Consider the following 21,563-nt stretch of genomic DNA (forward strand, 5'->3'; position numbering starts at 1 on the left):
TTGAACGCCCAGGGCGAGTCTCTGCGGTTGGATGGTCAAAGCACTCGGGGCGTCATGCCGGCACTGCAGAGCGGATGGATTGAGCTCGCTGTGTTGGCTCTGCTGTTTCTGGTTCTGCAGGCCTGGTGGCTCACTGCACTCGCCCGTCGGCGAGCCCTGGCCAAGCCCCTGAGCGAGGCGGAATTCCGTCAGGTTCTCGAGCGCATCTGGATCTCGAGATCCCGCTCCTGAGCTCAGGCCTGAGTGGGTTGGATGGCACAGGTCAGGGCGCAGGCGTGCTGCTCCTCGACCATGCGCCTGAGTTCGTGATCCCGCAGCAGCAGCATCAGCCGCGTTCCGCCCATCCCTCCTATCGCCGTGCCTGTTTGCTCGCTCACCCACTGCCCAGCCGATTGCAGGTCCGGGAAGAGCGCGGGACAGAGGCGCACCAGGCGGCCAGCCAGTCCGGTGCTCACCCAGCGTTCATGGGCTGAGCGTTTGACCTGCTCCTGGATGTTCTCGGTCATGGTCATCTGGAGCCGGAGGAGACAAGGATTGGACACTCACCTCTTCCTTCTGGACTAATCGAGTTCAGCCCCTTGCGGCGTAGGGATTAATACCTGCTCCTTCCGTTTTTCTTCCAAATTGCGCGGATTTGGGTTCTGCTCAGGGCTTTGGTGGTCTGGAGCCAGCGTGATTGGGGAAGGGGTGGGTGCTGCTGTGGTCGCCACCCTCTCCGTAATGCTCGAGGTAGGAAAGCCCCATGGTGCGCAGCATCATTCCGCAGGCGTGGTGGTCGGCGCCGTATTGCTGCCGCCAGCGTTCGACCAGCTCGATGACGTCTTGATAGCCGCTGTTGAGGAAGTCCTCGGTTGGTTCCCAGGGCACGGTTGAGGGGCTTTGGTAGGCGAGCTGACCACAGCTTCTCAGTATTTGGCTGAGGCGTCCTGTCTTGTTATGAGCTGTGGTCAGGCTGCCTCGGGGCACCAGCCCAGCTGACGCTCTCGTCTGATCAGCCAGTGCTGGCATTTCTTCGTGAGGTGTTCGCCTTGGGCGAGCTGCTTGGACTGGAGCTTGCAGCCCAGCAGGGTGCGGCAGTGGGCGTCGGTCCCGTAGGTGAAGTGCTGGCAGGTGATGCAGACGCGGCCTGAGCGTGAGGCCCGCAGCAGCCTGGCTTCCATGAACTCCCACTCATCCATGCGTTCTGTGCAGGTACGCCTGTACTACTACTGACTTGGTGTCATTGCAAGGGGCAGGGCTTGTTCGTGCCGAATGCGCTGCTGACAATGGAGGCCTTCGCGGCTTTCCGATGACGGCAGATGGCTTGGCTCAGGCCATTGACGCGATTTTTGAACGTCACATGCAGGCCGAGTTAGCGGGAGATCTGGATGGCACCTTGGCGACGATGAGCGCCAATCCCCATCTGGTGAACATCCCCACGATGGTGGGTGGTTCGGGGCCGCAAGGGGTCCGCCGTTTTTATGCCAATCGCCTGGTCGGTCAGTTTTTCCCGCCCGATGTGACCTTTGCGCCCATTTCGCGCACCCATTCGGCGGAGCGGCTGGTGGATGAATTGGTGATCCGCTTCACCCATACCCATCCCATGGATTGGATGCTGCCGGGGGTCGAGCCCACAGGGCGGCGTGTGGAAGTGGCCTTTGTGGTGATTGTTGGGATCGAGGGAGATCGGGTGAGCTATGAGCACATCTACTGGGATCAGGCCACGGTGCTGGTGCAGTTGGGCTTGCTGAAGCCTGAGGGGCTGCCTGTTGTGGGACAAGGCGGCGTCGCCAAGCTCCTGGATCCATCGCTCCCGGATCCTTTCTTCCAGGAAGGCTGAGCGCAGAGATGTGGGATTGCTGATCTCAGCAGTGACGGCAACAGTTGTTGGTTGGCGTTGGTGTGACAGTCGTCCCAGTTGGTGTTCTCACCATGCTCCGAATGTTGACGTTGGTCGCCACCCTCTTGGTGCTGAAAACCGCGACGGAGATCTGGCTGGCTGAATCCCTGCTCAGCTCACGTCCTTCGCAGCGTTCCCTGGCTTAGTTCGGGGCCAGGGCCTGGAACAACTCCCGGATGGAGTCAAGGTCGAGATCGGTGTTGATCAGGACCGAGCTCTCAAAGTCTTCCTGAAAATCACTGAGGCTCTGCAGGATGTCCTGGCTGGTTCCTTGTCCAGGCATCGGAGCGGTGGACTGACCTTGCTCATCCCGCGAGAAGATGCGCCAGAACGCCAGCACACACTGCTGACCGGGAGAGAGCGGCGTCTCGGCCAGGGACCAGGGGTGGTCTGAGGCCACGCGTTTGATCTGCTCCCAGCTGCTGTGGCTGCTCAGTTGTGCGTCAACGCCGGAGAGCGCCTCGAGAAACTCCTCTTCCGACATGGCTCCAGCCAGGGTGTGGGGCGCGTTGCACCGCACCCCTGATGAGGACGGTCCGTGACGTCGAGCCGTCTCCAAGGCAGTCATGGCCCAGCCGCTGGCTCGATTGCAAGGGGCCGATTGGATCGAGCGCCAAACTCTTGGGGACGCAAACGAGATCTGCAGTTGGCGCCTTACTCGGGGACCCGTGTTCAGGAAACGCCTGAGGGCTTGAGTTATCGCATCGTCTACCAGCGACGCGGTGGTCTACCGATTGATTGGTTGGATACCGATGGCGACCCCCTGGAAGGCACCGATCGCCTTCGGGCCCAAGAGGACTCGGCCCGGTTCTTGGCTCAGAAACGCAATCCCTTCAGCCGTTTTCTGCGGGGCTTCATTGCGGTCCTTGTGGTGGTGTTCAGCTTCAGCCCAGGCGCATCGCCTTGGATGCTGAGCATTGGACTGTTGATCTACCTCGAGATTGCGATCCGATCCAAGCAGCGGGTTGGCCTCTACCAAGGCATCGCTCGACAGATCGAACAGAGACTCTTCGCGATCGATCAGGCCAGTCAGTCGGAGCCCTGAGGGAGCCCCCGTAGCCTCTCCGCAGCGCGATCGGGATCCATGGGTTTGCAGCTGCACTCCGAAGCCTTCCTGCACGAGGACGGGGTGACCTACTGCATTAAGCGTGCGTCGCTGGACCAGGACTTCACCATCTATGAGCAGCGCGATGGTGAGTGGGTCGACAGCGGCCTGGACCGGGCGGTGAAGGAGCTGAACTTTGCCGAGTTCAAGCGCCTGGGGCTGCTGATCAAACGAATCATGGATCAGGACCGCTGGATCGCCTGATCTCCCATAGGAGGAGGCCGCCCCTCCCGGATGGAAGAGACGGCCTAGTTCGCTCGTTCATGCATGGAATGACCCGTTTCGTGGATGACGAAAGAGTGGGTCGGAGCTGCTGAGGGAGGTCACCTGGGGCCAGGTGTCCAGGTGTGGAGCAGTTGTGACTCCTTGGGGCACCTGTGGCGGTGCAGATGGAGTGCCGACAGCTCAAACGCACACGTTTGTTTGATCTGACGGCCCGCTCACGGTTTGAGAAGACTGTTGGAGCAGGCGCCTTCAGTCAGCTCGCTCCTGACGTCTGGTTGGGTGGAGTGTCGACCATTTGAGGCCTCTCCGATCTCGATGGGCCTAGCTTCAGTCGGATTCGAGGGGAAGACAATCGGACTTAATGCCCATTGCCCTGCAGGCTTAATCGCCCGAAAGTGATGGGTTGCTTGCCGAAGCGATCGCGCCAGCGGCGTCAGTTGCCTCGGCTCTCCCTGCTGGCTTGGCTTGGTCACTGGTGTTTGCGCCTGCTCAAGATCGCCCTGGTGGGCCTGACCACCTGCGGTTTGGGCTGGGTCTGGCTGGCGATGTACCTCTACTACGAGCGGTTTAAGCAGAGACGCCTGCCGGCTTCGGAACATCGAAGGCGTTAGCCGCGGACGCCTTCGATGCATTTCACGCTGGCTTTTGGCTGCCATGCCGTGACCAGCTCAGCGTTGGCTTGGCACTGCTGCATGTTCGCCTGCGGCACTTTCTCGAGGGCCGCCGTGGTGCGATGCGGCGAGTAGGTCGCCCAGGTGATGATCAGCCAGGTGATGGGTTCCATGGGGACTGCAGCGTTTGCGGAATCCTGGCGCTTGGCTTCGCTGATGGCGTCCTCAAGGACTCTGGCTAAGGGTTGGGAACGACTGCTCGCCGAGCGCGCGATTGCCCATGACCGTCTCCATCCGTCTGTCTGGCCTGCTCACGGCACCCCTCCTGTTGTCTGTTGTCATGGCGCCGATGGACGGACTGGCGCGGGGCGGCGGCGGCGGACGGGGGGGTGCTGGTCGCGCTGGTTATCACTACGGCGGTGGAACCTGGAATCGCGGCTATCAGGGTGCCCATCCGTTATATGGCGACAACGTTCGCCCGAGCATCGATCCAGAGGCGTTGAACCGGAACATCAACCTCCAGAACAACTTCTATGGGCGCGATTTCAACGGGTGGCGTGAGACCTGGCGTAACGGCGGTTATTGGGCAGATCGCCCCTGGCGCACCGGTTGGTATGGCGGTTGGACGAGCTGGGCTTGGTGGCCGGAGAGTGCGCCGGCCTGGGGTGTGGCTGGGTTGGCGACGGGGGCGGTCATCACGGGCTTGCTGAATGACGCCGCCGACAACAGCTCCCCCTACTTTTTGGTGCCGGGAACGAGCTACGAACTCAACTACGCCTCTGTCGAGGCGGTGGGTCTCTATGGCGCGAGCTTCAGTTACAGCATCAATGGCTCCTCGTTGATGGGAGCTGTGGACTGTCAGCAGGGGTTACTGAATGGGCAGAGGCCCGGCACATCTGGCCAGGCGCAATTGCTCAATGCTGTCTGCCAGGTGGCCTATGGGGCCGGGTGAAGACCGTTCAGTGGTGCCAGGCAACAGGGTTGCGGCACTCCTGATCTTTCAGCGTTTCGTAGGCGGTCCAGAGTCCTTCGACTTCGGCGCACTTCAGGTTGCGATCGCAGACGCGATAGCGACCATTGCCGACCGCATCAATCGTGGAGCCGCGGGAGGTGCGGCATATCCGCTTGGCTTCTGCCATGGATGGAAGGCATGAAGGAGTTGTCCTACGGGTCTCTATTTCCGTGCGGTCAGCAGTATTTCGGCAGGTGACAGGACCCGTGGCTAGAGACGAGATAGCGGCCTGGCTCATGGGTGACGACGTTCAAGAAAAGCTGCAGTCGTTGGCTGCTGGCGGGCAGCTTGGTGCTGGCTTTTGCGTCTCCTGTCCAGGCGGTTCCGCGGCGCATCATCCTGCTGCGCCACGGGGAGAAGGCGAACGACTACGCCCTATGCAGCCTCGGGCAAGAGCGTTCCCTAGCGATTCGCGACACCTACCTGGGCCGAGGGGCTAGCGATCCGTCTGTGTTTGCTGGTCAGCCACCGGCGGCGTTCTTGGCAATCACCCTCCATACCTTGGAATTGGCGGCTCCCTCTGCTGCGAGTTGGGGGCTACCGATCACCGCTTATGCCGTCGTGCCGATGGAGGGCCGCGATGTGGATCTGCAAGAGGAGATGAATGCCGCGACCAAACTTGCGGCGGCTGATGTCTTGAACAACCCGGCCTGGCACGACCGCACCCTGGTCATGACCTGGGAGCACCTCAACATCGCTAGCAGGCGCCTGGAAAACCAAAGCGATGGCGTGGCGGTGACATTGCGTCAACTGCTCAATCTTCAGCAGCTCTCCGGTGTTCCTGCCAAATGGGAAGGCAGCAACTACGACTACTTCTGGGTGGTCGACTTCGACCCTGCGACCTCGACTAGCCCGATTGGGTTTCAGATGCTCAAACAGACCTATGGGTCTCCCTTCGGCGGGCTTCCGCAGAACAACTGGGGCGCGCCCCTGCCCCAGGGTTATCCACCGGGCTGTCTGCGCTGAGCTCAGTGGGCGTGGATCGAATAAAGGGTGATCCCCATGGCCCGCAGGATGAAGTAGCCCGTGAATCCGACGAGATTGAGGCCGATGACAAAGGCCCAGACTCCCCAAGGCTGTTGTTTGTCGAGCTTCATTCCCCTGCGGACGCTCGCTTCAGTGTGACGCGTAGCCAACAGCTCCCGCATCGCTTGGCCGGTGGGGAGTGTTGGTTGGGGGGCGGAATAGGCCCCCCGGATCGGACAACGGGGGAATGCACTCGCCCGTCTCCTCAGCGGTTATGGCCCTGGTCTTGAGCGGCTGTCAACGGGTTGGGTTGTTGATCTCGATTGCGAGTGGGTCCGGTTCCCCTTCGGTGATGGCCACCGAGCGGAGATAGATCGCGCTGGAGCGGTCACCGGCTGATTCCATCGCTCGGCGCATGGACCACCAGTACTGGAGGGTCTCCTCCTCGGTCCATTCGAGGGTTTGTTCGCTCGACATGGGGCTAACCCAGGCGGCAGCCAAGGTTGACCGTGCCTTGATCCAGCAGGCGCCCAAGCCGTAGGGCCACTGCCGCTTCGCGCCGGTTGAAGGAACCCTGGTGGGAGGCAATCCAGGACACCTCGGCTTCGGTGACGACCCCTGTGGCGATCGAGCTCAGAAAGACAGCCCCGAGAGACATGAGAGATCTGTAACGAAGTCTTTACATTCTGTCTCGCGCTGGCTGGAGCTGTGGATTGGTCTTTGCTCTCGGGGTGGCTCAGTAGCTGTTTTGCTTCAGGGCGGAGAAGCGTGAGCCGGTCTCCCAGATTCCAACTGCGCTCTTGGCGCGGGCCTTGCCGGTGTTTTGAAGTTGCACTGCTGCCGCGCCCGCGGCGTAGCAAGCGGCAAAGACGGCGATGAACCCCATGGCTCTCCTGCAATCGCAAGACCTTTGCTGAAGCGGATCGGTCGACTGGTTCAAGTCGAACCGTTTCCCCTGGTTGAGTATTTCTGCTTAGGGCTGGTCCGATTAGGCGCCACCTTTGCGTGCTGTGCGCTTGCGCACGACGGCAAAGGCAGCCCAGAGGAAGAGCGCGATTAAGACGACGTCTGCAATGGGACTCATCAAGTGGCCCTCGGGCTTGGTCACTTCATAGGTATCGAGATGTTGGTTGGGTCCTTGGCCGCGGAGCGCAAGTGTTGCTCATCTGGGGCTGGCTCCCCGTTCCCCGGCAGGGTGATTACTGCTGGCTTGATCCCGAAGCTTTTCTGTCGATTGCCCCTAATTGGCTTGGAGCGACCGAGCTTGTGCTCCACCACATGCAGGGTTTCATGTTCAGGATTGAACGACTCACACCCCAGGGCTGGAGTCAGTCAGAGGAGCACGAGCAGCGGGAGCTCGCCGAATTGCAGGCCATGCTCAAGAGTCAGGCCGATGGCCGCACGTATCGCGTCACCAGTCCGGAGCTGAGCACCCTCTGCGTCTTCACGCAGCAGGGCTCCCGCTGCTGGCAGTTGGATCAGCCGGCGGTTGCTTGAGCCCATGGCAATCGGCCTGAATACCCATTGCCTGAGCTGCGAAAGCATTCGACAGTGATCAGCTGATCCTTTCTTTGAGTCGTTGTTTCGACAGAGGTGAGATGGCTGCCCATTGCAAAGACAAGTTCCGCTCCTTCTGGAGGCGCTTTCAGAGCAACCTCAAGACCAACCGCTTTCCGGTTGAGTTGGGCGAGGCGGGATCGGCGCGTCGAGCAGCAGAGGTGGAGCGGATCACCAGCAAGCAGACCCCGCCGATTGACATCCGATGACGCAAGCGGCGTGCGCCTTTTGAGTCGCCAGGGGTTGGCTGGCTTGATGCTTTTCTTTCGCGCGAAATATTTTCCTGGCCGCGTTTGTTCTTCTCGCTACATCTTGCGGTCTTTCTGTAGCCAATTTGTCTGTTATCTGCGCCCCTTGGAGTTCAAAAATAAAGACAAAGAGTTGATCTGAGCTGCCTGGTTCTTGGGGTTTCCATATCGGGAAGGGTTCATTTGCAGAGTCCTTCTCGAGTTGCCTTCCATGTTGAAACTGATTGTTCCTCTTGCTGGTGCAAGTTGTTTGTTCTTGGGCCTCTCAGCCCAGGCCAATCCCCAGGCCCCATTGCCTCTCTCCTCGGATGAGTCTGGAGTTGCCTATGGGGAAGCCGTTTTTATTCCTCCCCATGGCGGGCCACGGATGACGGCTCGTGCTGTCGGCTATGGCTTTGTTCGCTCCAACACCCTGCTGCCCCTCGGCGGTGCAGAGGTGATCGATAACCCCGTTCCTGAGAACCTCTCGGATCTGTCCGGCTGGTCCAGGGAGCAGCTTCAGGCTGGTCTTCAGCAGCAATACAGCGTGGATGTAGCCGCTGTGGCTCGCTTCCTGTATTCCCCCAAGGGCGAGCAGTTCCTGAAGGAGAGCATTCAGGAGAACAACTACACCCCCTACTACAGCCAGCAGAACAGCCTGCAGGCCGTGCGTAGCGCCATCATTCTCGACTCAGCCGACGGCAAGCTCTCGAGCTACGGAATGATGAAGATGTTGCCGACCGACCAGCGCCTCCAGGGCTCAATGAAGGTCTGTGATGTCAACGCTCTTGAGAACAGCCAGCAGGCCACATCGCTGCTCAGCTGGTACATGAACACCCCGGCTTGCATCGCGGCTTACACCGCCGAAGCTCCCGAGCCGGTCAAGCAACCCGTGCGCGGTCTCTGGTGATCCGGGGGTGATTCTCTTGTGATCTGAGCGCCCTCTCGGGGGCGCTTTTTTCTGTGCTTGCTTCCAGGTCTGGCTTGCACCAGAGTTCGCGCATTCTTCGTTCTGTTCTGGAAGGGAAAGAGATGAAACGCTTTCTCTTGAAAGCCTTGTTGCTCCTGTCTGTTGTGCCCTGGATGCCCATCCAGGCCAGTGCACAGGGCGTTCAGCAGACCTTTGATCAGATCGAGCGCTTGCAGAAGGAGGGGCCAGCGTTTCAGCGTGCAATGAATCTGGCGCGGACAAAAGCAGTGGCACTCAACGGTGGGTTGGGTCAGTACGTGCCGGCGGCCTGCATGTTTTCGACAACGCTTGCGCGTCAGCGTTGTTTGATGCGAGCCGATGCCCTGGGTTTCGTCTTTCGGTTTTCCGGCGGACCTCCTGGCTGGGAGATGGAAGGACGGTCTCCTGCGGTGATCACCGAGGTCTCCGTCAGTGCAGATGGCAAGGCACTTCTGAACATTCAGAACAGCGTGCAATGAGCCGCGCGCCATTGAGCATCTGCAATCCTTAATGCAGGACCGAGTACACCAGGGCACACTTTTGAGCGGTAGCAGTCGCTACAGTTTGAAGACGTTCGTCCCCTTTGGGGATGCATGATTTGACAGCAGGGAACGGGGCTGTCATCTCGAGGCTCATGCCATGAACACTCTCGCCCTTATCCGCGCCCAGATCCTCAAGGCCAAGCGTCTTGAGCAGGCTCAGTTGGCCGGTTTAAGCCGGGTTGTGGTGCCGATTTTTTGATCGTTGCCGCAAGTGCTGGATGCGCCCCTTCGGGGGCGCTTTTTTGTGGCAAGGCGTCAGTTGGCGACTCAGTCCTCGATGGGGATTGAATCCCGCTGCCGGCGGGTTGGCCCGGTGCAGGTGCGAATGCTCAGGGGATGGTCGCCAAAGGCCCGTTTGGCCAGGCTCAGGGCCACGGATTCGTTGATCGCGACCAGGTGCACCCGCTTCTCACCGTGGGGAGTTTGGGCGGTCACATCAAAACCGAGCATTGCCTGAGGCAACAGAAACCACACTCTTGATAGGCCGTTCTGGTGCTGGGTTCCAAAAGCTTTAGAAGAATTTCCGTTGTCCTTTGATCTGACTTGGCCGCTGACATCCATGCTGATGCCCCTTGTGGAGAGGCTGGATGTTGTCGCTGCGGTGTTAGGTTGATGTCTGACATCAAAGGCGTGCTGCGTCGGCCCTTCACTGCATGGTCGCCGCTCACATCGACTGAAATACACGGAGTAAGGCTCAGATATCGGTTTGTTGTCGCCCATAGCGACCACGGCCAGTTCATTCCAATCCCCATTGCGGGCGCGTGACGGCAGTGTTCAAGCGTCTTTTCTCCGCTTTGGGGTTTGTCTGGACCAAGGACAGGATTTTTTCGGCTTCATTGTTGCGAGCAGTTTCCCGCTGACTACGGCTTAGAACTTCTCGGGCCTGTTCTTGGCTGATCAAGAAGTGGATGAGCGTTCCTTCTGATATCTCCGCTGTTTTCCAAGGCACCATTCGTTTTCCCGTCTCCTCTTGCGTGCCGATTGTCGTCAAAAAATCTTTTGCTATTGAGTTCTTCTCGTGTTTGATCAGTTCATTCTGCTTCCTGTTGCCGGAGATCGGTCACTTGTATTGGACAGCAGCCATGATGACCTTTGGTCCGCGCAGGCCAAGCGTTATCAGCGGCTTGTTTTGGATCCTGAGCTCCTGCCTGCGCTCACGTCAGGGCCAGCTTTTCATGGTCCTTTAGAGACCGTCGGTTCAATGGGCAGCGATCTCTAGAGCCTTGAGCAAAGGCTCCTCTGGAGCCGTGCATCGTTTGGCGGAGTTCTGCATCCGTTCAAATGCTCATAGCCCTTTCCCTCTTTGCAGGCCATAACTGAGGAGTGCCACCTCAAGGCATAGGGAGGATCCTTTGCTTCCAAGGTTCTCCGCGGGGATCATCACTCTGCAGAGGCCCCTCTTCATCTATCGCACTGGGGGGAACTGTGCTCGATTACAACGTTGATCCTTTAGACGATCAGATCATCGTCGAGATTTCTCTTGCGCAGCTGAACAGTGTCCAGCATGAGGCGTCATCTGAGCTCGGCTCGCCGTGGGGGTATAGCCATGAAACCTGGTGTGTTAACAGGCACCACGCCCTCTTTCAATGTACAACTCAAGAAGCGAATCTGATGCGCCGCGGTGTCAACTATCGCTCGACGAAGGGAGTGTAAGTCGCGCCTTGAAGAGTGATTCAATCCTCCAGCCTCCGGCCCGAGGATGGTCTTGAGGCTTAGTAGTCGTCTCCGTACTTCACTGACGAGGTGGAATCCATCAGTTCAACCGTCGTCTGGTAACCGTTTTCAACGGTGAATTCATGTTGTGCTGCGACATCTTGCAGCGCCGCAACATCCAATTTGGGAGCGGTGATCCAGCTGAATCCTTTCCCGAAGGTGTTGTCCGGATTGACGACATACCAGTGGCATGCGGTGTCGGGGACGGACACAGAGCATTTTGTCCAGTCGTTGTCCCACTGAGGCACTTGAACGAAGGAGAGGGCCGCGAGTAATACGCCAAAGAGTCCAGTCAGCATTGCCGCCCATCTGAGTGAGCTGGACGCTATCAGGGAGTGCCGCGGGCAGAGGGTGTTGCTTGCTGCTGTCCTCGCGCTCTTGCGATGGCGGCACCAGCATGGGTGGAGTGCTCGGTCCGTCATGCTGCACAACCCCTTTTGCCCCATTGCTGGAGCCAAGATCCTCAGTCTGAAGGCCACGGTGATTCTGTTGCTGACGCTTTTGATCAAGTCCAAGATTCGGATTGCGACCTTCTCAGGTCTGGGCGCCCTCTTGCTGCTTCTTCAGACCCTGGTCTTCTTTGCGGTCAGCGGTGGCTTGGCCGTTGCAGCCGCAGGAGCTGCCGTTTACGCCGTCCAACAACGCAAGACCACTACGGCTGCTGCTGTGTAATTACCCCCAAATGGGGCTATCGCGATTGTGACGATCAATCCGATGATTCGCTCAACCCCGAAACGGGGGGACGGAATAGCTCACCCCTGACACTTTCCGGTGGGCAGGGGGATTTTTTTTGACTTCACTGCAGCAGCCATTGAATGGACAGCGCCCTTCCGGCCTGGATGGCGCGAAACAGGAGGCTCGTCCAGAGGACAGCGCGCAGCGTCGTCGCTATCTGAAGGCGTTGACGGATCCGGCCCCTGTGTTGATGACCCAGCCCCCTCTGGCTGACGCCGTCATCCAATCGATAAGTTGATCGCCTGCGCGCGCCTGGGCCCATGCCTGTCAAGCCCCTGCCCAACACCGGTGCGGTGAGCGGCCTGAAGGAAACCCTTGATTTCTTCGGCGATCCGAGCTTTGCCCAGAGGCGCTTTGAGACCTATGGCGATGTCTTTGCCACCAAGCTGCTGACCCAGCCCATCGTCTTTATCCGCGGCGAACGGGCGATCAACGATCTCTTTCGCCAAGGCGAGTTACTTGAGGGCTGGTGGCCTGAGAGTGTCAAACAGCTGCTAGGCAGTCGTTCCCTCGCCAACCGCAGTGGAGCGGGTCATAAGGCCCGCCGGCGTGTGGTCGGTCAGCTGTTCTCCAGTGCAGCCCTAGCCCGCTACACCCCATCGATCTCTGGCCTGGTGGATGAGCTCGCAGAGGAGCTGACCTCGGCTGGTGGCCCAGTTCCCCTGGCCGGGAGGATGCGCCGCTTCGCCTTTGCCGTGATCGCCTCCACGGTGTTAGGGCTCGATCCGGATCGCCGTGACGCCCTGTTCGCTGACTTTGAGATCTGGACCAAGGCTCTGTTCTCGATTCCCTTGGCGATACCGGGCACACCCTTTGCCAAAGCCCTGGCAGCTCGCCAGCGGTTGCTGAAGCGCATCAAAGATGTCTTGAAGGAGGGCCGCAATCAAGGTGGCCTCGATCTCCTCAGTGGTGGCCTGGATGAGGCGGGGATTCCTCTGGAGGACGACGATCTGGCGGAGCAACTGCTGCTGCTGCTCTTCGCTGGTTACGAAACCACCGCGTCATCGCTGAGCTGCTTGTTTCGCGCCTTGCTGCTGCATCCGGAGGTGATGGATTGGCTGCAGAGCGATGTCATGGCCACTGGGTGGCCTGCGACCACAGCAGTGCAGTCACAAAAGCTGGATGCCACCGTGCTCGAGGTGATGCGGCAAACCCCGCCGGTGGGTGGGTTCTTTCGCCGCAGCCTGCAGGCGATTGAGCTGGCTGATGTGGCCGTGCCAGCGAACAGTGTGATCCAGGTGGCGCTCACGCCAACGGCGACCAGCAGCGGCACAGACCTGACGGAGTTCCGTCCGCAGCGCCATCTCGATGGTTCGTTTGGGCAAACACTGCTGCCCTTTGGCGGTGGCGAGAGGGTCTGCCTCGGTAAAGCCCTGGCCGAATTGGAAATTCGTTTGATGGTCGTTGGCTTGTTGCAGCAGGTTCAGCTTGAACTGGAGCCGGATCAAGATCTTTCGCTGCAGCTGGTGCCCAGCCCCATCCCACGGGGAGGCCTGATGGTGAGCGCAACAGCACGCTGACCCTCAGGTTCGAGTTATTGGGGGCCATGTGGTGGGCCCCCGCTCGGACAGCGCTGTCTTCACCGCGCCTCCAACTCGGTTATGGCCTAGGTGGGGTTGCGGGTGCAATCCTCAGCGCCTGATCCGAGCAACTCCATAGCCAACGGCAAGGCCAACAGCACCGCTTCTCAGACCGATCGCAAGGGTGCGTCGGTCTACTGCACTCATTCGTCCAACGCTCATGACAGCGGCTGCTCGGGCAATCCAGCAGCGGATGGGTTCATGAAAAGAACCAAGTCATCGCCAGTTTTCCTGGCATTGGAAGACGCAGGCTGGAGATGCGAAGTATTGGTCGCTTCTGCTATTGGGTTGGTTGTTGACGTCGTGTCGAAGGTTCGAAGATTGGATTGATCTCTAGGGGGAGTAACTCCTGCACGCTGAGCTGGACTATGTCTCCACTGGTTATTTTCTCGGGTTCATATGTACGCGGCTTTTGATCATAGTGTCGAGAAACTAGCGCTACATTGAGCAGCAATGCTGCAACCAATGTGATCAAGAATGCTGACAGGGTCTTCACCATTTCTCGGTCTCGCTTTTGGTGCCAGCGTAGTGATTGGCGAGAGATAAGGGCGAAGTAGGTCTACGCCGCATTTCATCTGCTGGTGTCTGATGCATTTGTGCTGAAGAGGCTTCCTGTGCTCCCTCAAGCACTGTTTACTGGTGACTGAGGACAGCGGTGGTTTAGGTCAGGAACGCCAGCTTTAGGGTCTGATGAACGAGTGCATGATGCGAACTCTCGATGCAGCATCGCACCGCGAGAGACAGCGGCAAATCGATGCTGTTGAATTTGCGATTGCGATTCACGGGCGCAAGTCTTGGACGACGGCTCATGACCAAACGGTTTTTGCCTACCTGAAGAAGCACCCACGTTGATTGCGAGGTCACTGCTCAGGCGACTCAGCGGCGGAGAGGTGGATCCCCAAAAGAGACGGGTGCCACCGGTCCGCCATTCTTTGCTCAGAAAAGAGGACGCCAGCTTTTGCATCCACTTCTGGTTAGCCGCTTAGTGGCTCAGGGATGTCGTTGGCTCTTTGTAGGTCTCAAGTCTTTCAGTCGACAGCAGTTCCCGTACTCGTCTACCGGGAACTCATGCAGCACATCACCGCTGTGTCCAGACACGATTCTGTAACTCCTTCCTGAAACCCAGCACCTGGCTTTTGTGGTGGTGTACGCATTCCACCAAGCATGCCGCACCACCTCGTCGACCCATATTTGCCCTGCCGCGTCAAAACGCTGAACAATGATCATTGCTCTAGCTCGCGATGAATATTGTCCAGGCTTCTACAGATTTTGCACTTCCTCAAGCATTTTAAAGACCGGCTTCGGGATCGCTACATGTTTTGCAGGGCTGGGTGCTCGTGAGCGCAATGAATGAATTGACTTTCAAGATGCGCCTATCAGTTATGTGGGCCGCATTTGCTTGATTCTCATTGTCTTGCTGGGCTTTGAGTCCGCCGCCGCCGAACCCAGCCAGTCCAATCGCTTCTGCTGCCTCGTCCATTTGCTCTGCTGATCTCCATTTTGATCAGCAGAGACTGCATCCTCTTCGGCTTGAAAGTGGAAGACATCTAGCGATTGAGGAGCAATGGCTACCAAAAACAGTGTGATCCCCAGGACATGGGCGGTTTGCACGACTGCGCCCCTTTGTGATTCACGAGAGCGTTCACTCGACCTTCGTCACCTCAATGTGACCAAGTTCCACAACGACGAAGCCGCATTAACTGGCTACACGCTGGACCGCTGGGATCTCCATGGCGTTCCTTGCGAGTGTTTGGAGTGCGTTGCCGACTATCAAGACCTGCTGCTGATGCAGCCAGATCAGAACAGACGACGACTGAGAGAGTCGTCCTGACCATGGACAGGGAGGAGGCCTACACCCGATTACGTGCTGGCTGGGAGGTTGACCCACATCTCCTGGAACTGATCGAAGGTGACTACGACAGCCCTCAGCGCAAGCGATTCATTCGTGGTCAGCAGAAGCTGGTTGATCGCTTAGGACTCAAGGAGCTCCCCGACCCAAGCGTTAGTTCTTGATCCAGATCCTGGAGAGGAGCCAGGCAAAGAGGCCGCAAGGAAGGGCGAACCCAATTATTGGGACAGCCGCGGCGACTGGAGCGGACAACGCGCTCGGGAGCCAGGCGCCCAGGTTTGACTGCCAGTTACCGGTCGCTTCTGTGCAGAAGCTGGGTGCCAGGAACATCACCGGCACGAACATCGTCGAGAGCACGGAGGTGAGAACGATCTTCTGGGCATCGGTCATCGCCAGTCGTCCGCTCCCTGATGCAGCCATCCTCGCTCTGATCACCAACAGCCCCTCCGATTTCAAAAGAGAATGGAGGGGCTAGAGCAACTGCGTCAGGCAACAGCTCCCGACCCACATCTCATGACCATGGGTGGAGCGATGGCATTCCCCGCTCGGACGCACCGAGTTGTGGTCCACCTACTGCAAGAGCAAGGGCGGCAAGAAAGGAGCCCGCACGGCTGAGCGTCGCCTCTACCCGCTGCTGGTGAATGACGTTGACGGCCCCGTGGATTGGAGCCTGCTGCAGCGCGTTCACCTTGGGGAGGAACTGCCGCCGCTGGGGCAGCCAGGCAAGGCAGGCGAGGCGATCCGCACGTTCTTGAAGCGTCAGCCGACTTGGCAGTCAATCGCCGCTGAGGCCGCGGCTGAGGGCCAAGAACTGGTGCCGTACAGCTTCCGCCATCGCTACAGCGCGACTGGGCACGGGCGTGGTCTGCAGCCCAAGCAGATGGCCGACGCCATGGGCCACAGCCTTGAAGTGCATATGGGCAACTACGCCCGCTTCATGACGCGCGACCTGGCCAGCGCCTTCGAGGTGGCGAATGGGGTGATGGCTTCGCAGCCCATCGCTGAAAGTGCTGCCGACAAAGGGAAGCCTCAGCCACGAGAGGGTAAATCCTTTAAGGGGTGATGCCTTTACGGGTTTGCGCCCGCTATATTCCGCAGGCTAAAAGTATCCAGCAATGAAAGCAGGCTCAAAGAATAGGGGGCGGCAGATTCTTGCTCTTTGCGCAGTTGCCTTTTTTCAGGTTCCAGCCAGGGCCGATCTCGTAAATGTAGACGGAAAGACTTATAATATTCAAACCTTTTACGGAAACTACAACGCTCACGCCTCGACGCTTCAATCAACTCCTTGGTGGCCTTATGAGTCAGATGCTAAGAAATTTGCAGGGGAGTGGGTTAATGCGGGATATTCGACTGGGAAAACAGCTTACTTTGCCTGGGCAAAACGACCCCTCTATGGAGTCTTTAACATCATGGCCTCCGATGGACAAACCTATATTAGTACACAGGGCAATGCTGTTGGTCCAAACACAAGCGTGGTCTATGCGTTCAGTGCACCGCTTCCTTCACAGACCACGTCACTAAACTCCTCGGGATCAAAAGTAGTCGTATCGACTGGTCCTGGAATTTCCAAGAACACAGGGAAGGTTGCAGGTGGAAAGCTTACGTACTTGTCCGCAACATCAAGCACTGCGTCATCGCAATTTGCAGATGTCCTGAAAGTCTTTGGGGCACTTACATCCCTTTCAACACAAAGTCAAGTCGACGCGGCCTATGAGCAGCTCACTGCAGAGCCCTATGCCAGCAACCTCTCCGTCGGCCTAGAATCGATGAATCGGTTCAGGAAGAACGCTCTGGCAATTGCTCTTGCTGACAACAAGATCTCCTACACAAAAACCGAAAAGGTCAAAGTTTGTGTTGCTGAGAATGGAAATGCAATGACGGCAAGCGCCAAAGACCAAGAAGCATCAAAAGAGTCAGCCAGCTGCAAAACGGCCAAGGTCAAGAAGAAACTCCCCTGGTCTCTTGTCATCGACGGCACCAACACACAGGCCAGCCTCAGGGGAACAGAGGACCTTGGCTCGCTTGACTACAACATCTTCCAGTCCACCTATGGCGTCGAATACGCACTGAGCGATCAGTTCAGCATTGGCGGAGTTTTTGGCTACGGACAGAACAATCTCTACAACTACGAATTTGCCGATACACGGGTTAATAGTGATACCTACTCGGGCGGCCTCTACGGCTTGTACAAGCCATCTGAACCAGCAACCATTGCCCTGCTTGGCGGTTACTCGCGCTTCAACAGCGATTCACGCAGGCCAATCCAGTTCGGCACGATCAATCGTCTTGCAGAAGCGGACTGGAATTCCAACGGCTACACCGTTGCGTTAACAGGTGAATACGCCTTCACTCTCTCAAAAGTCACTGACTCAGCGGACCCCAAGCAAAAAGAGAAAGAACGCCGTAACGCCATCCTTCTCAAGCCCAATGCCTTGGTTTCCTTCGCTGGGTACTCCCAAGGGCTCATTGAGGAATCAGGTGCACAGTCCCTCAACCTCAAGCTCAATCCACACACAGCCACATCGGTGATCTTTGGTGGTGGTTTGATTCTGCAGGCTCCCATAGTTGTCTCCTCTGAAAGTCGACTCATCCCGAGGCTTGGTGTTGGCTATCGCTACGACGTCAATGGCAACTCCGACGAAGAGCACGAGGTGACTGGTGGTTTCGTCGATCTGCCAGAAGCAGGTGAAATCGATGTCTACGGCCAGAACCGAGGTAGCAATGACGTCGATGTTTCCCTTGGACTTGAGTATGAAATCAGTTCCAGCACCGCGATCTACAGCAACGTTGCTGGATCCTTTTGGTCTAACGGGAACGAGCTGACCTACGGCGGAGGCTTCCGTTACAGCTGGTGATTGGGTATCAGATCCCCAACAAGCTCGATCACGACCCTTAGCGACTGCCACTGATCAGCCGTCTAGCTAATGCGCTTGATGTGGGCCTCTCGCTGGAATACGAAACGTCAGAAGCCCTCTCCCTCTATGCCGGCGTGGGTGGTGCCTTCTGGAGCAATGGCAACGAGCTCAGCTATGGCGGGGGGCTCAAGCTGCGCTGGTGAGAGCTGCAGGGGAATGCTTTGAGCTTCGAGAAAGGCATCGACCGCAAGGCCGAGCCCACTCTGGACATGCCCGACCTCGACTGATCGCCTCGATCACTCGTTCGTCCTCTAACCCTCGCCGCAAGGCGGGGATTTTTGGTTGCACCGATCACCCGAGAGCATTTCGCTCTGATCAAAATCAGCCTGCGAGAAGCCCTGGCCAGGCAGTCCCACTGGCGACATCTGCACCCGGACCGGAAGCTGGCGCTGGCCGGGATGACTGCGAGCAACACAACGACACCACAACCGCTTGGTCTCAGATCCCAACTCGCAAGACTCGATGCATGGGGCGAAAAAGGTTTTGCAATGACCAGAATTCGGTGAGCTCCGACTTCGCCATGACACGCCCCCTGCCTCATCTGATCAGCCTTGGCCTAACGGCCGGACTATTCACCGTGATCAGTGCCCCAGCCCTGGCCAACAAACTCGACGCTGTCACCCAGCGTCTAGGCAACGCATGCAAATTGCGCGTGGTGGAGCAATTTGACGTGAGCATGGCTGAAGCGCGGATCAGCCTCGGCGCCACGCTGAAGCAAAGCCTCGATTCAGGCGCGATGACCATGAAAGACGTGAAGGCCAGCGGCCTCAGCTTCAACTGGGCGGTGGACGGCAAAACAGCCAAGGGCTATTGCAATGTGAACTACGACGGCACGGTGAACGAGTTCAAGCAGTGGTAAAACCACTGGCCACGGCGGCAGCCTGCATCGGTGCCGCCGTAGCCGCCCTTTACTGGGGCCAGGGCTACATCATCGGCTTCATCTACGGCCAGGCGATAAAAGGCCATCGGGCGGCCGAGGGGCGTGGGCTAGAGGCCTACTGCCTGCTGAGCCGCCACGATGACTCGCTACCGATTCAGCGAGGGCCGTGTGCGTTCAGGGAACGCGATGGAGACATAACAGTGTCGATGCAGCCACATGGAACGTTCAATTTCGCGGCCAATCAACACGGGATCAGCCACCAACATGCTGACAACGCCGATGGCATCCGCTTCACCAGAGAAGGGGAGTTCACCTTGCAAGTGTTCTGGCGCAAACCGCTTCAGTGCTCTGGCCCCATTGCAGCTCCAGTGTCGGTCGTGTTCATCAATCTCGGCGATGCCCCCAGCGTTGATCTAGCCGTGGGTGATCAACACGTGCTGCTCCCGATCGCGCGTTCCGGCAGCGGTTCTCGCTACAGCAGTTCAGGAGTCGAACTCTGGGACCACCAGGGCAAGACTCGTATCAGCTGGTTTGGGCAGAACCTCGCTTGCACAAACCAGTGATCGAGCAACAAAGGATTCAGCGGCTGGAAGCCATCAGCACCGACTACAGCGAGTTGCCCAGACGGGTGTTGTTCGTGCTTGGGTCTGGCCAAAGCCCGGCGGTGGATGTGTTTGAAGAAGCAGCCAAGCAGCGCTTCACCACGATTGAACCGCAGCTGCTCAATGAGCTCGCAAGGGGCCAGAGGCGATCGATCACGATCTCAACACCAGCACAGATGATTCCCGAGATTGTGCGCTCCCTGGCCACCGTAAACGTAGCCATCTACCAAGTGGTCCTGCTCGAAGGTGATGATGAGCAACCTCCAGTAGCAGCTGATTCAATGACTGCCGTGGACTGAACAAGCGGAACTGCTCGAATGGTTCAGACCCTCCTGGCCTTGGCATTTGTATGGCCCATCCCCCTGTTCGGCAGGAGCGGTGGTGAACGCACCAATGAAGCGGCCTTGCAGCAGCTGCGGATGGCCTTCGAGGCTATGGATGTAGCCGTGGTGAGCGACCATCCCCGCTGCCGCGAGCCCAATCTCTATGGCCTCTACGTTCGTGGCAGCCGGCAAGTCGTGGTCTGTCCTCGTGGCGACCAGAGCAGCACACTGCGCCATGAGGACTGGCATGCCGTGCAGAGCCTCTGCCTCAACAATCGACGCTGGCTCAGCCGCGAAACGATTGAACAACAACTAACCCGAACTGATCGCGCCGAACTTCAGGCCCTGGTGGCCCCGGATCGCTGGTGGCGTGAAGCTGAAGCTCGAGCCATCGCCAACATGAAGGTGGGCGACTACCTACAGGAACTGGAACGGGCATGCAAGCCCCCAGGGGAGAGACCTGCAGTTTGAAACGCAGCAGAAGAGCCCAGCCCTGGCGCCGTGTGACACCCTCCAATTCCGCCGCCGGGTGGCGAATAAGGGCTTAAGCCTCGTGGTTGCTGAATCACTCAGGTTCCTGGAAGCTGTAGTCGAGGCCGGCAGACTTTCGCAACTGCTGCATCCATGCGATCGAGGGTCACAGTGGGGCAACCTTCAGGCAACCTCCATGAATGCACTTCACGGGCAAGGGCGCTGGGTGCTCAGTGTTTTGGCAGGCCTCGTAGCACCTGGGAGCCTCCTTCATGTGGCACGAGCCGAATCTGATCAGGCGCTTGCGGTCCTGCTGAAACAGCTCAATGCCAAGCCCCTCGGCCTCTACAACGGGGTGCGCCTGTTCCGTCTGAACCAACCCGGCGGCGGCACCCTCACGCTGTCGGTGAGCTGCGCACGCGAACAATGGCGTGTGCAAAACAGCGACAGCGCCAAGGGCCAGCCGAGTTTCTACAACACGCCCTTTCTCTCCGCCAAAGGCATCAACCGCACCTGGGTGTGCACGGCGCCAGGGAGGGTATTGGAGTAACGGCGGTTCAGCTGGCGGCCATGGCCCGGGCTTGAGCCATGGGGTGTTGGTCGCGCTCAAACCGCGCCACGATCTGTGTGTGCAGGGCCCGTTCTGCCGCCGACTGATCGCCGGCATGGGTGATCAACAGCACGCTCAGCCCCACGGCCAGCGCTGTGATTCGCTTCACACCAAGAACCAGCAGCAGCTCCAATAACTGTGGAGACGGGGTCCGGGCGACTGGCAAACAGGCTGCATTCCTCGTGCAGAGCAGCCAGGCCTGGTGTGGCGGGTGGATGCAGGGCCATTGGTGCAGCGAAAAGCCCCGGGCCGTAGCCCAGGGCTCTTGATGGCTGGCGGAGTGGGGTGGGGTGTCAGCTCTTGCTCGCCCTTACCTCCCAGAACGCCGCACCCAAGCTGTAACTCGCCAGACCGCTCTGCTGCTCATAGCTCTGGCGTGCATTGAGTAGGCCGGCGGAGCGCCAGCGATGCAGCGTCCGCTCGCTCACGCCCAGGCAATCGGCGGCCTGACGTTGCACGGACCAGTGGGGGGTATGGGTCATCGGTGTGGATGCGAAGGACAGGAACTCCTGGGATCGGAGATCTGCGATCGATCCATCAGCGGATCCGGCGAAAGGGGATGGATGCGTTCAGAGATGACGCAGCTCGGTATCGCCGCCGTTGAGGCTTGCTCGCAAAGGAGGCTACGGGGGACGGCCCTGACAACCCCGGACACTCCCAGCCAGAGCGGGAAGGATTTTTGAGCCCGTTTTGAGCCCGCCGCTCAGGCCTGGTTGGTGAGAAGTCAATCGGGGCGACAGGATTCGAACCTGCGACCTAGTGCTCCCAAAGCACCCGCGCTACCAAGCTGCGCCACGCCCCGTATGTCTGGA

38 protein-coding genes and 1 tRNA gene are annotated in these 21,563 nt (G+C 58.7%); 22 read left to right on the forward strand and 17 right to left on the reverse strand.

The window, feature by feature from the left end; genetic code table 11:
- Window positions 1-54: 54 nt before the first annotated feature.
- Window positions 55-231, forward strand: coding sequence for a hypothetical protein (locus LY254_RS12705; RefSeq protein ID WP_247477631.1), 177 nt, complete (start codon window positions 55-57; stop codon window positions 229-231).
- A 2-nt stretch (window positions 232-233) separates the two neighbouring features.
- On the opposite strand, the gene LY254_RS12710 is transcribed toward LY254_RS12705, so the two are convergent.
- The 3 genes from LY254_RS12710 to LY254_RS12720 form a co-directional block, all read right to left on the reverse strand.
- Window positions 234-512 (reverse strand): hypothetical protein, encoded by a 279-nt coding sequence (locus LY254_RS12710; RefSeq protein ID WP_247477633.1) that lies wholly within the window; start codon window positions 510-512, stop codon window positions 234-236.
- A gap of 133 nt (window positions 513-645) precedes the next feature.
- The gene (locus tag LY254_RS12715; protein ID WP_247477635.1) at window positions 646-867 is read right to left on the reverse strand and encodes a hypothetical protein; all 222 of its coding nucleotides are present in this window, start codon (window positions 865-867) and stop codon (window positions 646-648) included.
- 80 nt (window positions 868-947) lie between these two features.
- The gene (locus tag LY254_RS12720; RefSeq protein WP_247477638.1) at window positions 948-1,160 is read right to left on the reverse strand and encodes a galactose oxidase; all 213 of its coding nucleotides are present in this window, start codon (window positions 1,158-1,160) and stop codon (window positions 948-950) included.
- Window positions 1,161-1,288: 128 nt separating this feature from the next.
- On the opposite strand from LY254_RS12720, the gene LY254_RS12725 reads away from it, so the two are divergent.
- Window positions 1,289-1,819, forward strand: a complete 531-nt coding sequence (locus tag LY254_RS12725; protein WP_010316116.1) for an ester cyclase — start codon at window positions 1,289-1,291, stop codon at window positions 1,817-1,819.
- Between the two features lie 202 nt (window positions 1,820-2,021).
- On the opposite strand, the gene LY254_RS12730 is transcribed toward LY254_RS12725, so the two are convergent.
- Entirely contained in the window at window positions 2,022-2,363 is a 342-nt protein-coding gene (locus tag LY254_RS12730; RefSeq protein WP_247477639.1) for a hypothetical protein, read from the reverse strand.
- 162 nt (window positions 2,364-2,525) lie between these two features.
- On the opposite strand from LY254_RS12730, the gene LY254_RS12735 reads away from it, so the two are divergent.
- From LY254_RS12735 to LY254_RS12745, 3 genes are all read left to right on the forward strand, one after another.
- Window positions 2,526-2,924 carry an NRDE family protein gene (locus tag LY254_RS12735; RefSeq protein ID WP_247477641.1) on the forward strand — a complete coding sequence of 133 codons (399 nt, stop codon included), beginning with the start codon at window positions 2,526-2,528 and terminating at the stop codon, window positions 2,922-2,924.
- A gap of 39 nt (window positions 2,925-2,963) precedes the next feature.
- Window positions 2,964-3,188 (forward strand): hypothetical protein, encoded by a 225-nt coding sequence (locus tag LY254_RS12740; protein ID WP_247477656.1) that lies wholly within the window; start codon window positions 2,964-2,966, stop codon window positions 3,186-3,188.
- 428 nt (window positions 3,189-3,616) lie between these two features.
- Window positions 3,617-3,820, forward strand: a complete 204-nt coding sequence (locus tag LY254_RS12745; RefSeq protein WP_247477659.1) for a hypothetical protein — start codon at window positions 3,617-3,619, stop codon at window positions 3,818-3,820.
- Here LY254_RS12745 and LY254_RS12750 read toward each other — a convergent pair.
- Entirely contained in the window at window positions 3,817-3,993 is a 177-nt protein-coding gene (locus LY254_RS12750; protein WP_247477660.1) for a hypothetical protein, read from the reverse strand. The two genes, LY254_RS12745 and LY254_RS12750, sit on opposite strands and share 4 nt — an antisense overlap.
- A gap of 107 nt (window positions 3,994-4,100) precedes the next feature.
- On the opposite strand from LY254_RS12750, the gene LY254_RS12755 reads away from it, so the two are divergent.
- Window positions 4,101-4,772, forward strand: a complete 672-nt coding sequence (locus LY254_RS12755) for a hypothetical protein (protein WP_247477661.1) — start codon at window positions 4,101-4,103, stop codon at window positions 4,770-4,772.
- A 7-nt stretch (window positions 4,773-4,779) separates the two neighbouring features.
- Here the strand turns inward: LY254_RS12755 and LY254_RS12760 are convergent, their stop codons facing one another.
- Window positions 4,780-4,959, reverse strand: a complete 180-nt coding sequence (locus tag LY254_RS12760) for a hypothetical protein (protein WP_247477663.1) — start codon at window positions 4,957-4,959, stop codon at window positions 4,780-4,782.
- A gap of 113 nt (window positions 4,960-5,072) precedes the next feature.
- Between LY254_RS12760 and LY254_RS12765 the strand changes: the two genes are divergently transcribed.
- Window positions 5,073-5,798 (forward strand): hypothetical protein, encoded by a 726-nt coding sequence (locus tag LY254_RS12765; RefSeq protein WP_247477665.1) that lies wholly within the window; start codon window positions 5,073-5,075, stop codon window positions 5,796-5,798.
- 2 nt (window positions 5,799-5,800) lie between these two features.
- Here LY254_RS12765 and LY254_RS13005 read toward each other — a convergent pair whose 3' ends face one another.
- The 4 genes from LY254_RS13005 to LY254_RS12780 all read right to left on the reverse strand — a co-directional run bounded on the left by LY254_RS13005 (window position 5,801) and on the right by LY254_RS12780 (window position 6,684).
- Window positions 5,801-5,929 (reverse strand): hypothetical protein, encoded by a 129-nt coding sequence (locus LY254_RS13005; protein WP_010316132.1) that lies wholly within the window; start codon window positions 5,927-5,929, stop codon window positions 5,801-5,803.
- Between the two features lie 166 nt (window positions 5,930-6,095).
- On the reverse strand, window positions 6,096-6,275 hold the full coding sequence (locus tag LY254_RS12770) for a hypothetical protein (RefSeq protein ID WP_247477667.1): 180 nt from the start codon (window positions 6,273-6,275) through the stop codon (window positions 6,096-6,098).
- 4 nt (window positions 6,276-6,279) lie between these two features.
- On the reverse strand, window positions 6,280-6,456 hold the full coding sequence (locus tag LY254_RS12775; protein WP_010316135.1) for a hypothetical protein: 177 nt from the start codon (window positions 6,454-6,456) through the stop codon (window positions 6,280-6,282).
- Between the two features lie 78 nt (window positions 6,457-6,534).
- Window positions 6,535-6,684, reverse strand: a complete 150-nt coding sequence (locus LY254_RS12780; protein ID WP_247477668.1) for a hypothetical protein — start codon at window positions 6,682-6,684, stop codon at window positions 6,535-6,537.
- A 269-nt stretch (window positions 6,685-6,953) separates the two neighbouring features.
- Between LY254_RS12780 and LY254_RS12785 the strand changes: the two genes are divergently transcribed.
- From LY254_RS12785 to LY254_RS12800, 4 genes are all read left to right on the forward strand, one after another.
- The gene (locus tag LY254_RS12785) at window positions 6,954-7,295 is read left to right on the forward strand and encodes a hypothetical protein (RefSeq protein WP_247477670.1); all 342 of its coding nucleotides are present in this window, start codon (window positions 6,954-6,956) and stop codon (window positions 7,293-7,295) included.
- 101 nt (window positions 7,296-7,396) lie between these two features.
- Complete coding sequence (locus tag LY254_RS12790) at window positions 7,397-7,564, forward strand: hypothetical protein (RefSeq protein WP_010316143.1); 168 nt, start codon at window positions 7,397-7,399, stop codon at window positions 7,562-7,564.
- A 406-nt stretch (window positions 7,565-7,970) separates the two neighbouring features.
- On the forward strand, window positions 7,971-8,492 hold the full coding sequence (locus LY254_RS12795) for an alpha/beta hydrolase (RefSeq protein WP_371820472.1): 522 nt from the start codon (window positions 7,971-7,973) through the stop codon (window positions 8,490-8,492).
- 74 nt (window positions 8,493-8,566) lie between these two features.
- Window positions 8,567-9,010 carry a hypothetical protein gene (locus tag LY254_RS12800; RefSeq protein ID WP_247477674.1) on the forward strand — a complete coding sequence of 148 codons (444 nt, stop codon included), beginning with the start codon at window positions 8,567-8,569 and terminating at the stop codon, window positions 9,008-9,010.
- Window positions 9,011-9,340: 330 nt separating this feature from the next.
- Here the strand turns inward: LY254_RS12800 and LY254_RS12805 are convergent, their stop codons facing one another.
- Window positions 9,341-9,523, reverse strand: coding sequence for a hypothetical protein (locus LY254_RS12805; protein WP_010316152.1), 183 nt, complete (start codon window positions 9,521-9,523; stop codon window positions 9,341-9,343).
- 458 nt (window positions 9,524-9,981) lie between these two features.
- Here LY254_RS12805 and LY254_RS12810 point away from each other — a divergent pair, with 458 nt between their 5' ends.
- On the forward strand, window positions 9,982-10,260 hold the full coding sequence (locus tag LY254_RS12810) for a hypothetical protein (protein WP_247477675.1): 279 nt from the start codon (window positions 9,982-9,984) through the stop codon (window positions 10,258-10,260).
- Between the two features lie 525 nt (window positions 10,261-10,785).
- On the opposite strand, the gene LY254_RS12815 is transcribed toward LY254_RS12810, so the two are convergent.
- Complete coding sequence (locus tag LY254_RS12815; protein ID WP_247477695.1) at window positions 10,786-11,085, reverse strand: hypothetical protein; 300 nt, start codon at window positions 11,083-11,085, stop codon at window positions 10,786-10,788.
- 121 nt (window positions 11,086-11,206) lie between these two features.
- On the opposite strand from LY254_RS12815, the gene LY254_RS12820 reads away from it, so the two are divergent.
- Together LY254_RS12820 and LY254_RS12825 are read left to right on the forward strand one after the other, a co-directional pair.
- Window positions 11,207-11,458, forward strand: coding sequence for a hypothetical protein (locus tag LY254_RS12820; RefSeq protein ID WP_247477697.1), 252 nt, complete (start codon window positions 11,207-11,209; stop codon window positions 11,456-11,458).
- 323 nt (window positions 11,459-11,781) lie between these two features.
- Window positions 11,782-13,041: a cytochrome P450 gene (locus tag LY254_RS12825; RefSeq protein ID WP_247477699.1), complete on the forward strand. Its 1,260-nt coding sequence runs from the start codon at window positions 11,782-11,784 to the stop codon at window positions 13,039-13,041.
- A gap of 1,348 nt (window positions 13,042-14,389) precedes the next feature.
- Here LY254_RS12825 and LY254_RS12830 read toward each other — a convergent pair.
- A complete protein-coding gene (locus tag LY254_RS12830) occupies window positions 14,390-14,581 on the reverse strand; it encodes a hypothetical protein (protein ID WP_247477701.1) in 192 nt (63 codons plus the stop codon).
- 522 nt (window positions 14,582-15,103) lie between these two features.
- Window positions 15,104-15,370, reverse strand: a complete 267-nt coding sequence (locus LY254_RS12835) for a hypothetical protein (protein WP_247477704.1) — start codon at window positions 15,368-15,370, stop codon at window positions 15,104-15,106.
- 139 nt (window positions 15,371-15,509) lie between these two features.
- Here LY254_RS12835 and LY254_RS12840 point away from each other — a divergent pair, with 139 nt between their 5' ends.
- From LY254_RS12840 to LY254_RS12870, 8 genes are all read left to right on the forward strand, one after another.
- Complete coding sequence (locus LY254_RS12840; protein WP_247477714.1) at window positions 15,510-16,013, forward strand: hypothetical protein; 504 nt, start codon at window positions 15,510-15,512, stop codon at window positions 16,011-16,013.
- Between the two features lie 52 nt (window positions 16,014-16,065).
- A complete protein-coding gene (locus LY254_RS12845; protein ID WP_247477716.1) occupies window positions 16,066-17,805 on the forward strand; it encodes an autotransporter outer membrane beta-barrel domain-containing protein in 1,740 nt (579 codons plus the stop codon).
- An 80-nt stretch (window positions 17,806-17,885) separates the two neighbouring features.
- The gene (locus tag LY254_RS13010; RefSeq protein ID WP_256463394.1) at window positions 17,886-18,008 is read left to right on the forward strand and encodes a hypothetical protein; all 123 of its coding nucleotides are present in this window, start codon (window positions 17,886-17,888) and stop codon (window positions 18,006-18,008) included.
- Between the two features lie 377 nt (window positions 18,009-18,385).
- A complete protein-coding gene (locus tag LY254_RS12850) occupies window positions 18,386-18,724 on the forward strand; it encodes a hypothetical protein (protein ID WP_247477719.1) in 339 nt (112 codons plus the stop codon).
- Window positions 18,718-19,308, forward strand: a complete 591-nt coding sequence (locus tag LY254_RS12855) for an MliC family protein (RefSeq protein WP_247477721.1) — start codon at window positions 18,718-18,720, stop codon at window positions 19,306-19,308. The genes LY254_RS12850 and LY254_RS12855 overlap by 7 nt, the downstream gene beginning before the upstream one ends.
- Window positions 19,305-19,646 carry a hypothetical protein gene (locus LY254_RS12860; protein ID WP_247477723.1) on the forward strand — a complete coding sequence of 114 codons (342 nt, stop codon included), beginning with the start codon at window positions 19,305-19,307 and terminating at the stop codon, window positions 19,644-19,646. Before LY254_RS12855 ends, LY254_RS12860 begins: the two co-directional genes overlap by 4 nt.
- An 18-nt stretch (window positions 19,647-19,664) precedes the next feature.
- Window positions 19,665-20,141, forward strand: a complete 477-nt coding sequence (locus LY254_RS12865; protein WP_247477726.1) for a hypothetical protein — start codon at window positions 19,665-19,667, stop codon at window positions 20,139-20,141.
- Window positions 20,142-20,415: 274 nt separating this feature from the next.
- Window positions 20,416-20,691 (forward strand): hypothetical protein, encoded by a 276-nt coding sequence (locus tag LY254_RS12870; protein WP_247477729.1) that lies wholly within the window; start codon window positions 20,416-20,418, stop codon window positions 20,689-20,691.
- A gap of 7 nt (window positions 20,692-20,698) precedes the next feature.
- Here LY254_RS12870 and LY254_RS12875 read toward each other — a convergent pair whose 3' ends face one another.
- The 3 genes from LY254_RS12875 to LY254_RS12885 all read right to left on the reverse strand — a co-directional run bounded on the left by LY254_RS12875 (window position 20,699) and on the right by LY254_RS12885 (window position 21,553).
- Entirely contained in the window at window positions 20,699-20,917 is a 219-nt protein-coding gene (locus LY254_RS12875) for a hypothetical protein (protein ID WP_247477730.1), read from the reverse strand.
- A 127-nt stretch (window positions 20,918-21,044) separates the two neighbouring features.
- Window positions 21,045-21,233 (reverse strand): helix-turn-helix domain-containing protein, encoded by a 189-nt coding sequence (locus LY254_RS12880; protein WP_247477732.1) that lies wholly within the window; start codon window positions 21,231-21,233, stop codon window positions 21,045-21,047.
- Between the two features lie 246 nt (window positions 21,234-21,479).
- Window positions 21,480-21,553: transfer RNA gene (locus tag LY254_RS12885), tRNA-Pro, on the reverse strand.
- Window positions 21,554-21,563 lie beyond the last annotated feature (10 nt).

The sequence above is a fragment of the Synechococcus sp. NB0720_010 genome (genome assembly GCF_023078835.1).
Taxonomy (GTDB): Bacteria; Cyanobacteriota; Cyanobacteriia; order PCC-6307; family Cyanobiaceae; genus Vulcanococcus.

Bases quoted from the DNA above. Each gene is read 5' to 3' on its own strand.
- LY254_RS12845 (WP_247477716.1), top strand. From the start codon at position 16,066: ATGAAAGCAGGCTCAAAGAATAGGGGGCGGCAGATTCTTGCTCTTTGC.
- LY254_RS12770 (WP_247477667.1), bottom strand. From the start codon at position 6,275: ATGTCGAGCGAACAAACCCTCGAATGGACCGAGGAGGAGACCCTCCAG.
- LY254_RS12720 (WP_247477638.1), bottom strand. From the start codon at position 1,160: ATGGAAGCCAGGCTGCTGCGGGCCTCACGCTCAGGCCGCGTCTGCATC.
- LY254_RS12710 (WP_247477633.1), bottom strand. From the start codon at position 512: ATGACCATGACCGAGAACATCCAGGAGCAGGTCAAACGCTCAGCCCAT.
- LY254_RS12810 (WP_247477675.1), top strand. From the start codon at position 9,982: ATGAGCGTTCCTTCTGATATCTCCGCTGTTTTCCAAGGCACCATTCGT.
- LY254_RS12740 (WP_247477656.1), top strand. From the start codon at position 2,964: ATGGGTTTGCAGCTGCACTCCGAAGCCTTCCTGCACGAGGACGGGGTG.
- LY254_RS12850 (WP_247477719.1), top strand. From the start codon at position 18,386: ATGACACGCCCCCTGCCTCATCTGATCAGCCTTGGCCTAACGGCCGGA.
- LY254_RS12730 (WP_247477639.1), bottom strand. From the start codon at position 2,363: ATGTCGGAAGAGGAGTTTCTCGAGGCGCTCTCCGGCGTTGACGCACAA.
- LY254_RS13005 (WP_010316132.1), bottom strand. From the start codon at position 5,929: ATGAAGCTCGACAAACAACAGCCTTGGGGAGTCTGGGCCTTTGTCATC.
- LY254_RS12830 (WP_247477701.1), bottom strand. From the start codon at position 14,581: ATGGACGAGGCAGCAGAAGCGATTGGACTGGCTGGGTTCGGCGGCGGC.
- LY254_RS12805 (WP_010316152.1), bottom strand. From the start codon at position 9,523: ATGCTCGGTTTTGATGTGACCGCCCAAACTCCCCACGGTGAGAAGCGG.
- LY254_RS12790 (WP_010316143.1), top strand. From the start codon at position 7,397: ATGGCTGCCCATTGCAAAGACAAGTTCCGCTCCTTCTGGAGGCGCTTT.
- LY254_RS12835 (WP_247477704.1), bottom strand. From the start codon at position 15,370: ATGGCTGCATCAGGGAGCGGACGACTGGCGATGACCGATGCCCAGAAG.
- LY254_RS12820 (WP_247477697.1), top strand. From the start codon at position 11,207: ATGCTGCACAACCCCTTTTGCCCCATTGCTGGAGCCAAGATCCTCAGT.
- LY254_RS12725 (WP_010316116.1), top strand. From the start codon at position 1,289: ATGACGGCAGATGGCTTGGCTCAGGCCATTGACGCGATTTTTGAACGT.
- LY254_RS12705 (WP_247477631.1), top strand. From the start codon at position 55: ATGCCGGCACTGCAGAGCGGATGGATTGAGCTCGCTGTGTTGGCTCTG.
- LY254_RS12865 (WP_247477726.1), top strand. From the start codon at position 19,665: ATGGTTCAGACCCTCCTGGCCTTGGCATTTGTATGGCCCATCCCCCTG.
- LY254_RS12780 (WP_247477668.1), bottom strand. From the start codon at position 6,684: ATGGGGTTCATCGCCGTCTTTGCCGCTTGCTACGCCGCGGGCGCGGCA.
- LY254_RS12775 (WP_010316135.1), bottom strand. From the start codon at position 6,456: ATGTCTCTCGGGGCTGTCTTTCTGAGCTCGATCGCCACAGGGGTCGTC.
- LY254_RS12750 (WP_247477660.1), bottom strand. From the start codon at position 3,993: ATGGAACCCATCACCTGGCTGATCATCACCTGGGCGACCTACTCGCCG.
- LY254_RS12880 (WP_247477732.1), bottom strand. From the start codon at position 21,233: ATGACCCATACCCCCCACTGGTCCGTGCAACGTCAGGCCGCCGATTGC.
- LY254_RS12755 (WP_247477661.1), top strand. From the start codon at position 4,101: ATGACCGTCTCCATCCGTCTGTCTGGCCTGCTCACGGCACCCCTCCTG.
- LY254_RS12825 (WP_247477699.1), top strand. From the start codon at position 11,782: ATGCCTGTCAAGCCCCTGCCCAACACCGGTGCGGTGAGCGGCCTGAAG.
- LY254_RS12760 (WP_247477663.1), bottom strand. From the start codon at position 4,959: ATGGCAGAAGCCAAGCGGATATGCCGCACCTCCCGCGGCTCCACGATT.
- LY254_RS12815 (WP_247477695.1), bottom strand. From the start codon at position 11,085: ATGCTGACTGGACTCTTTGGCGTATTACTCGCGGCCCTCTCCTTCGTT.
- LY254_RS12795 (WP_371820472.1), top strand. From the start codon at position 7,971: ATGACGGCTCGTGCTGTCGGCTATGGCTTTGTTCGCTCCAACACCCTG.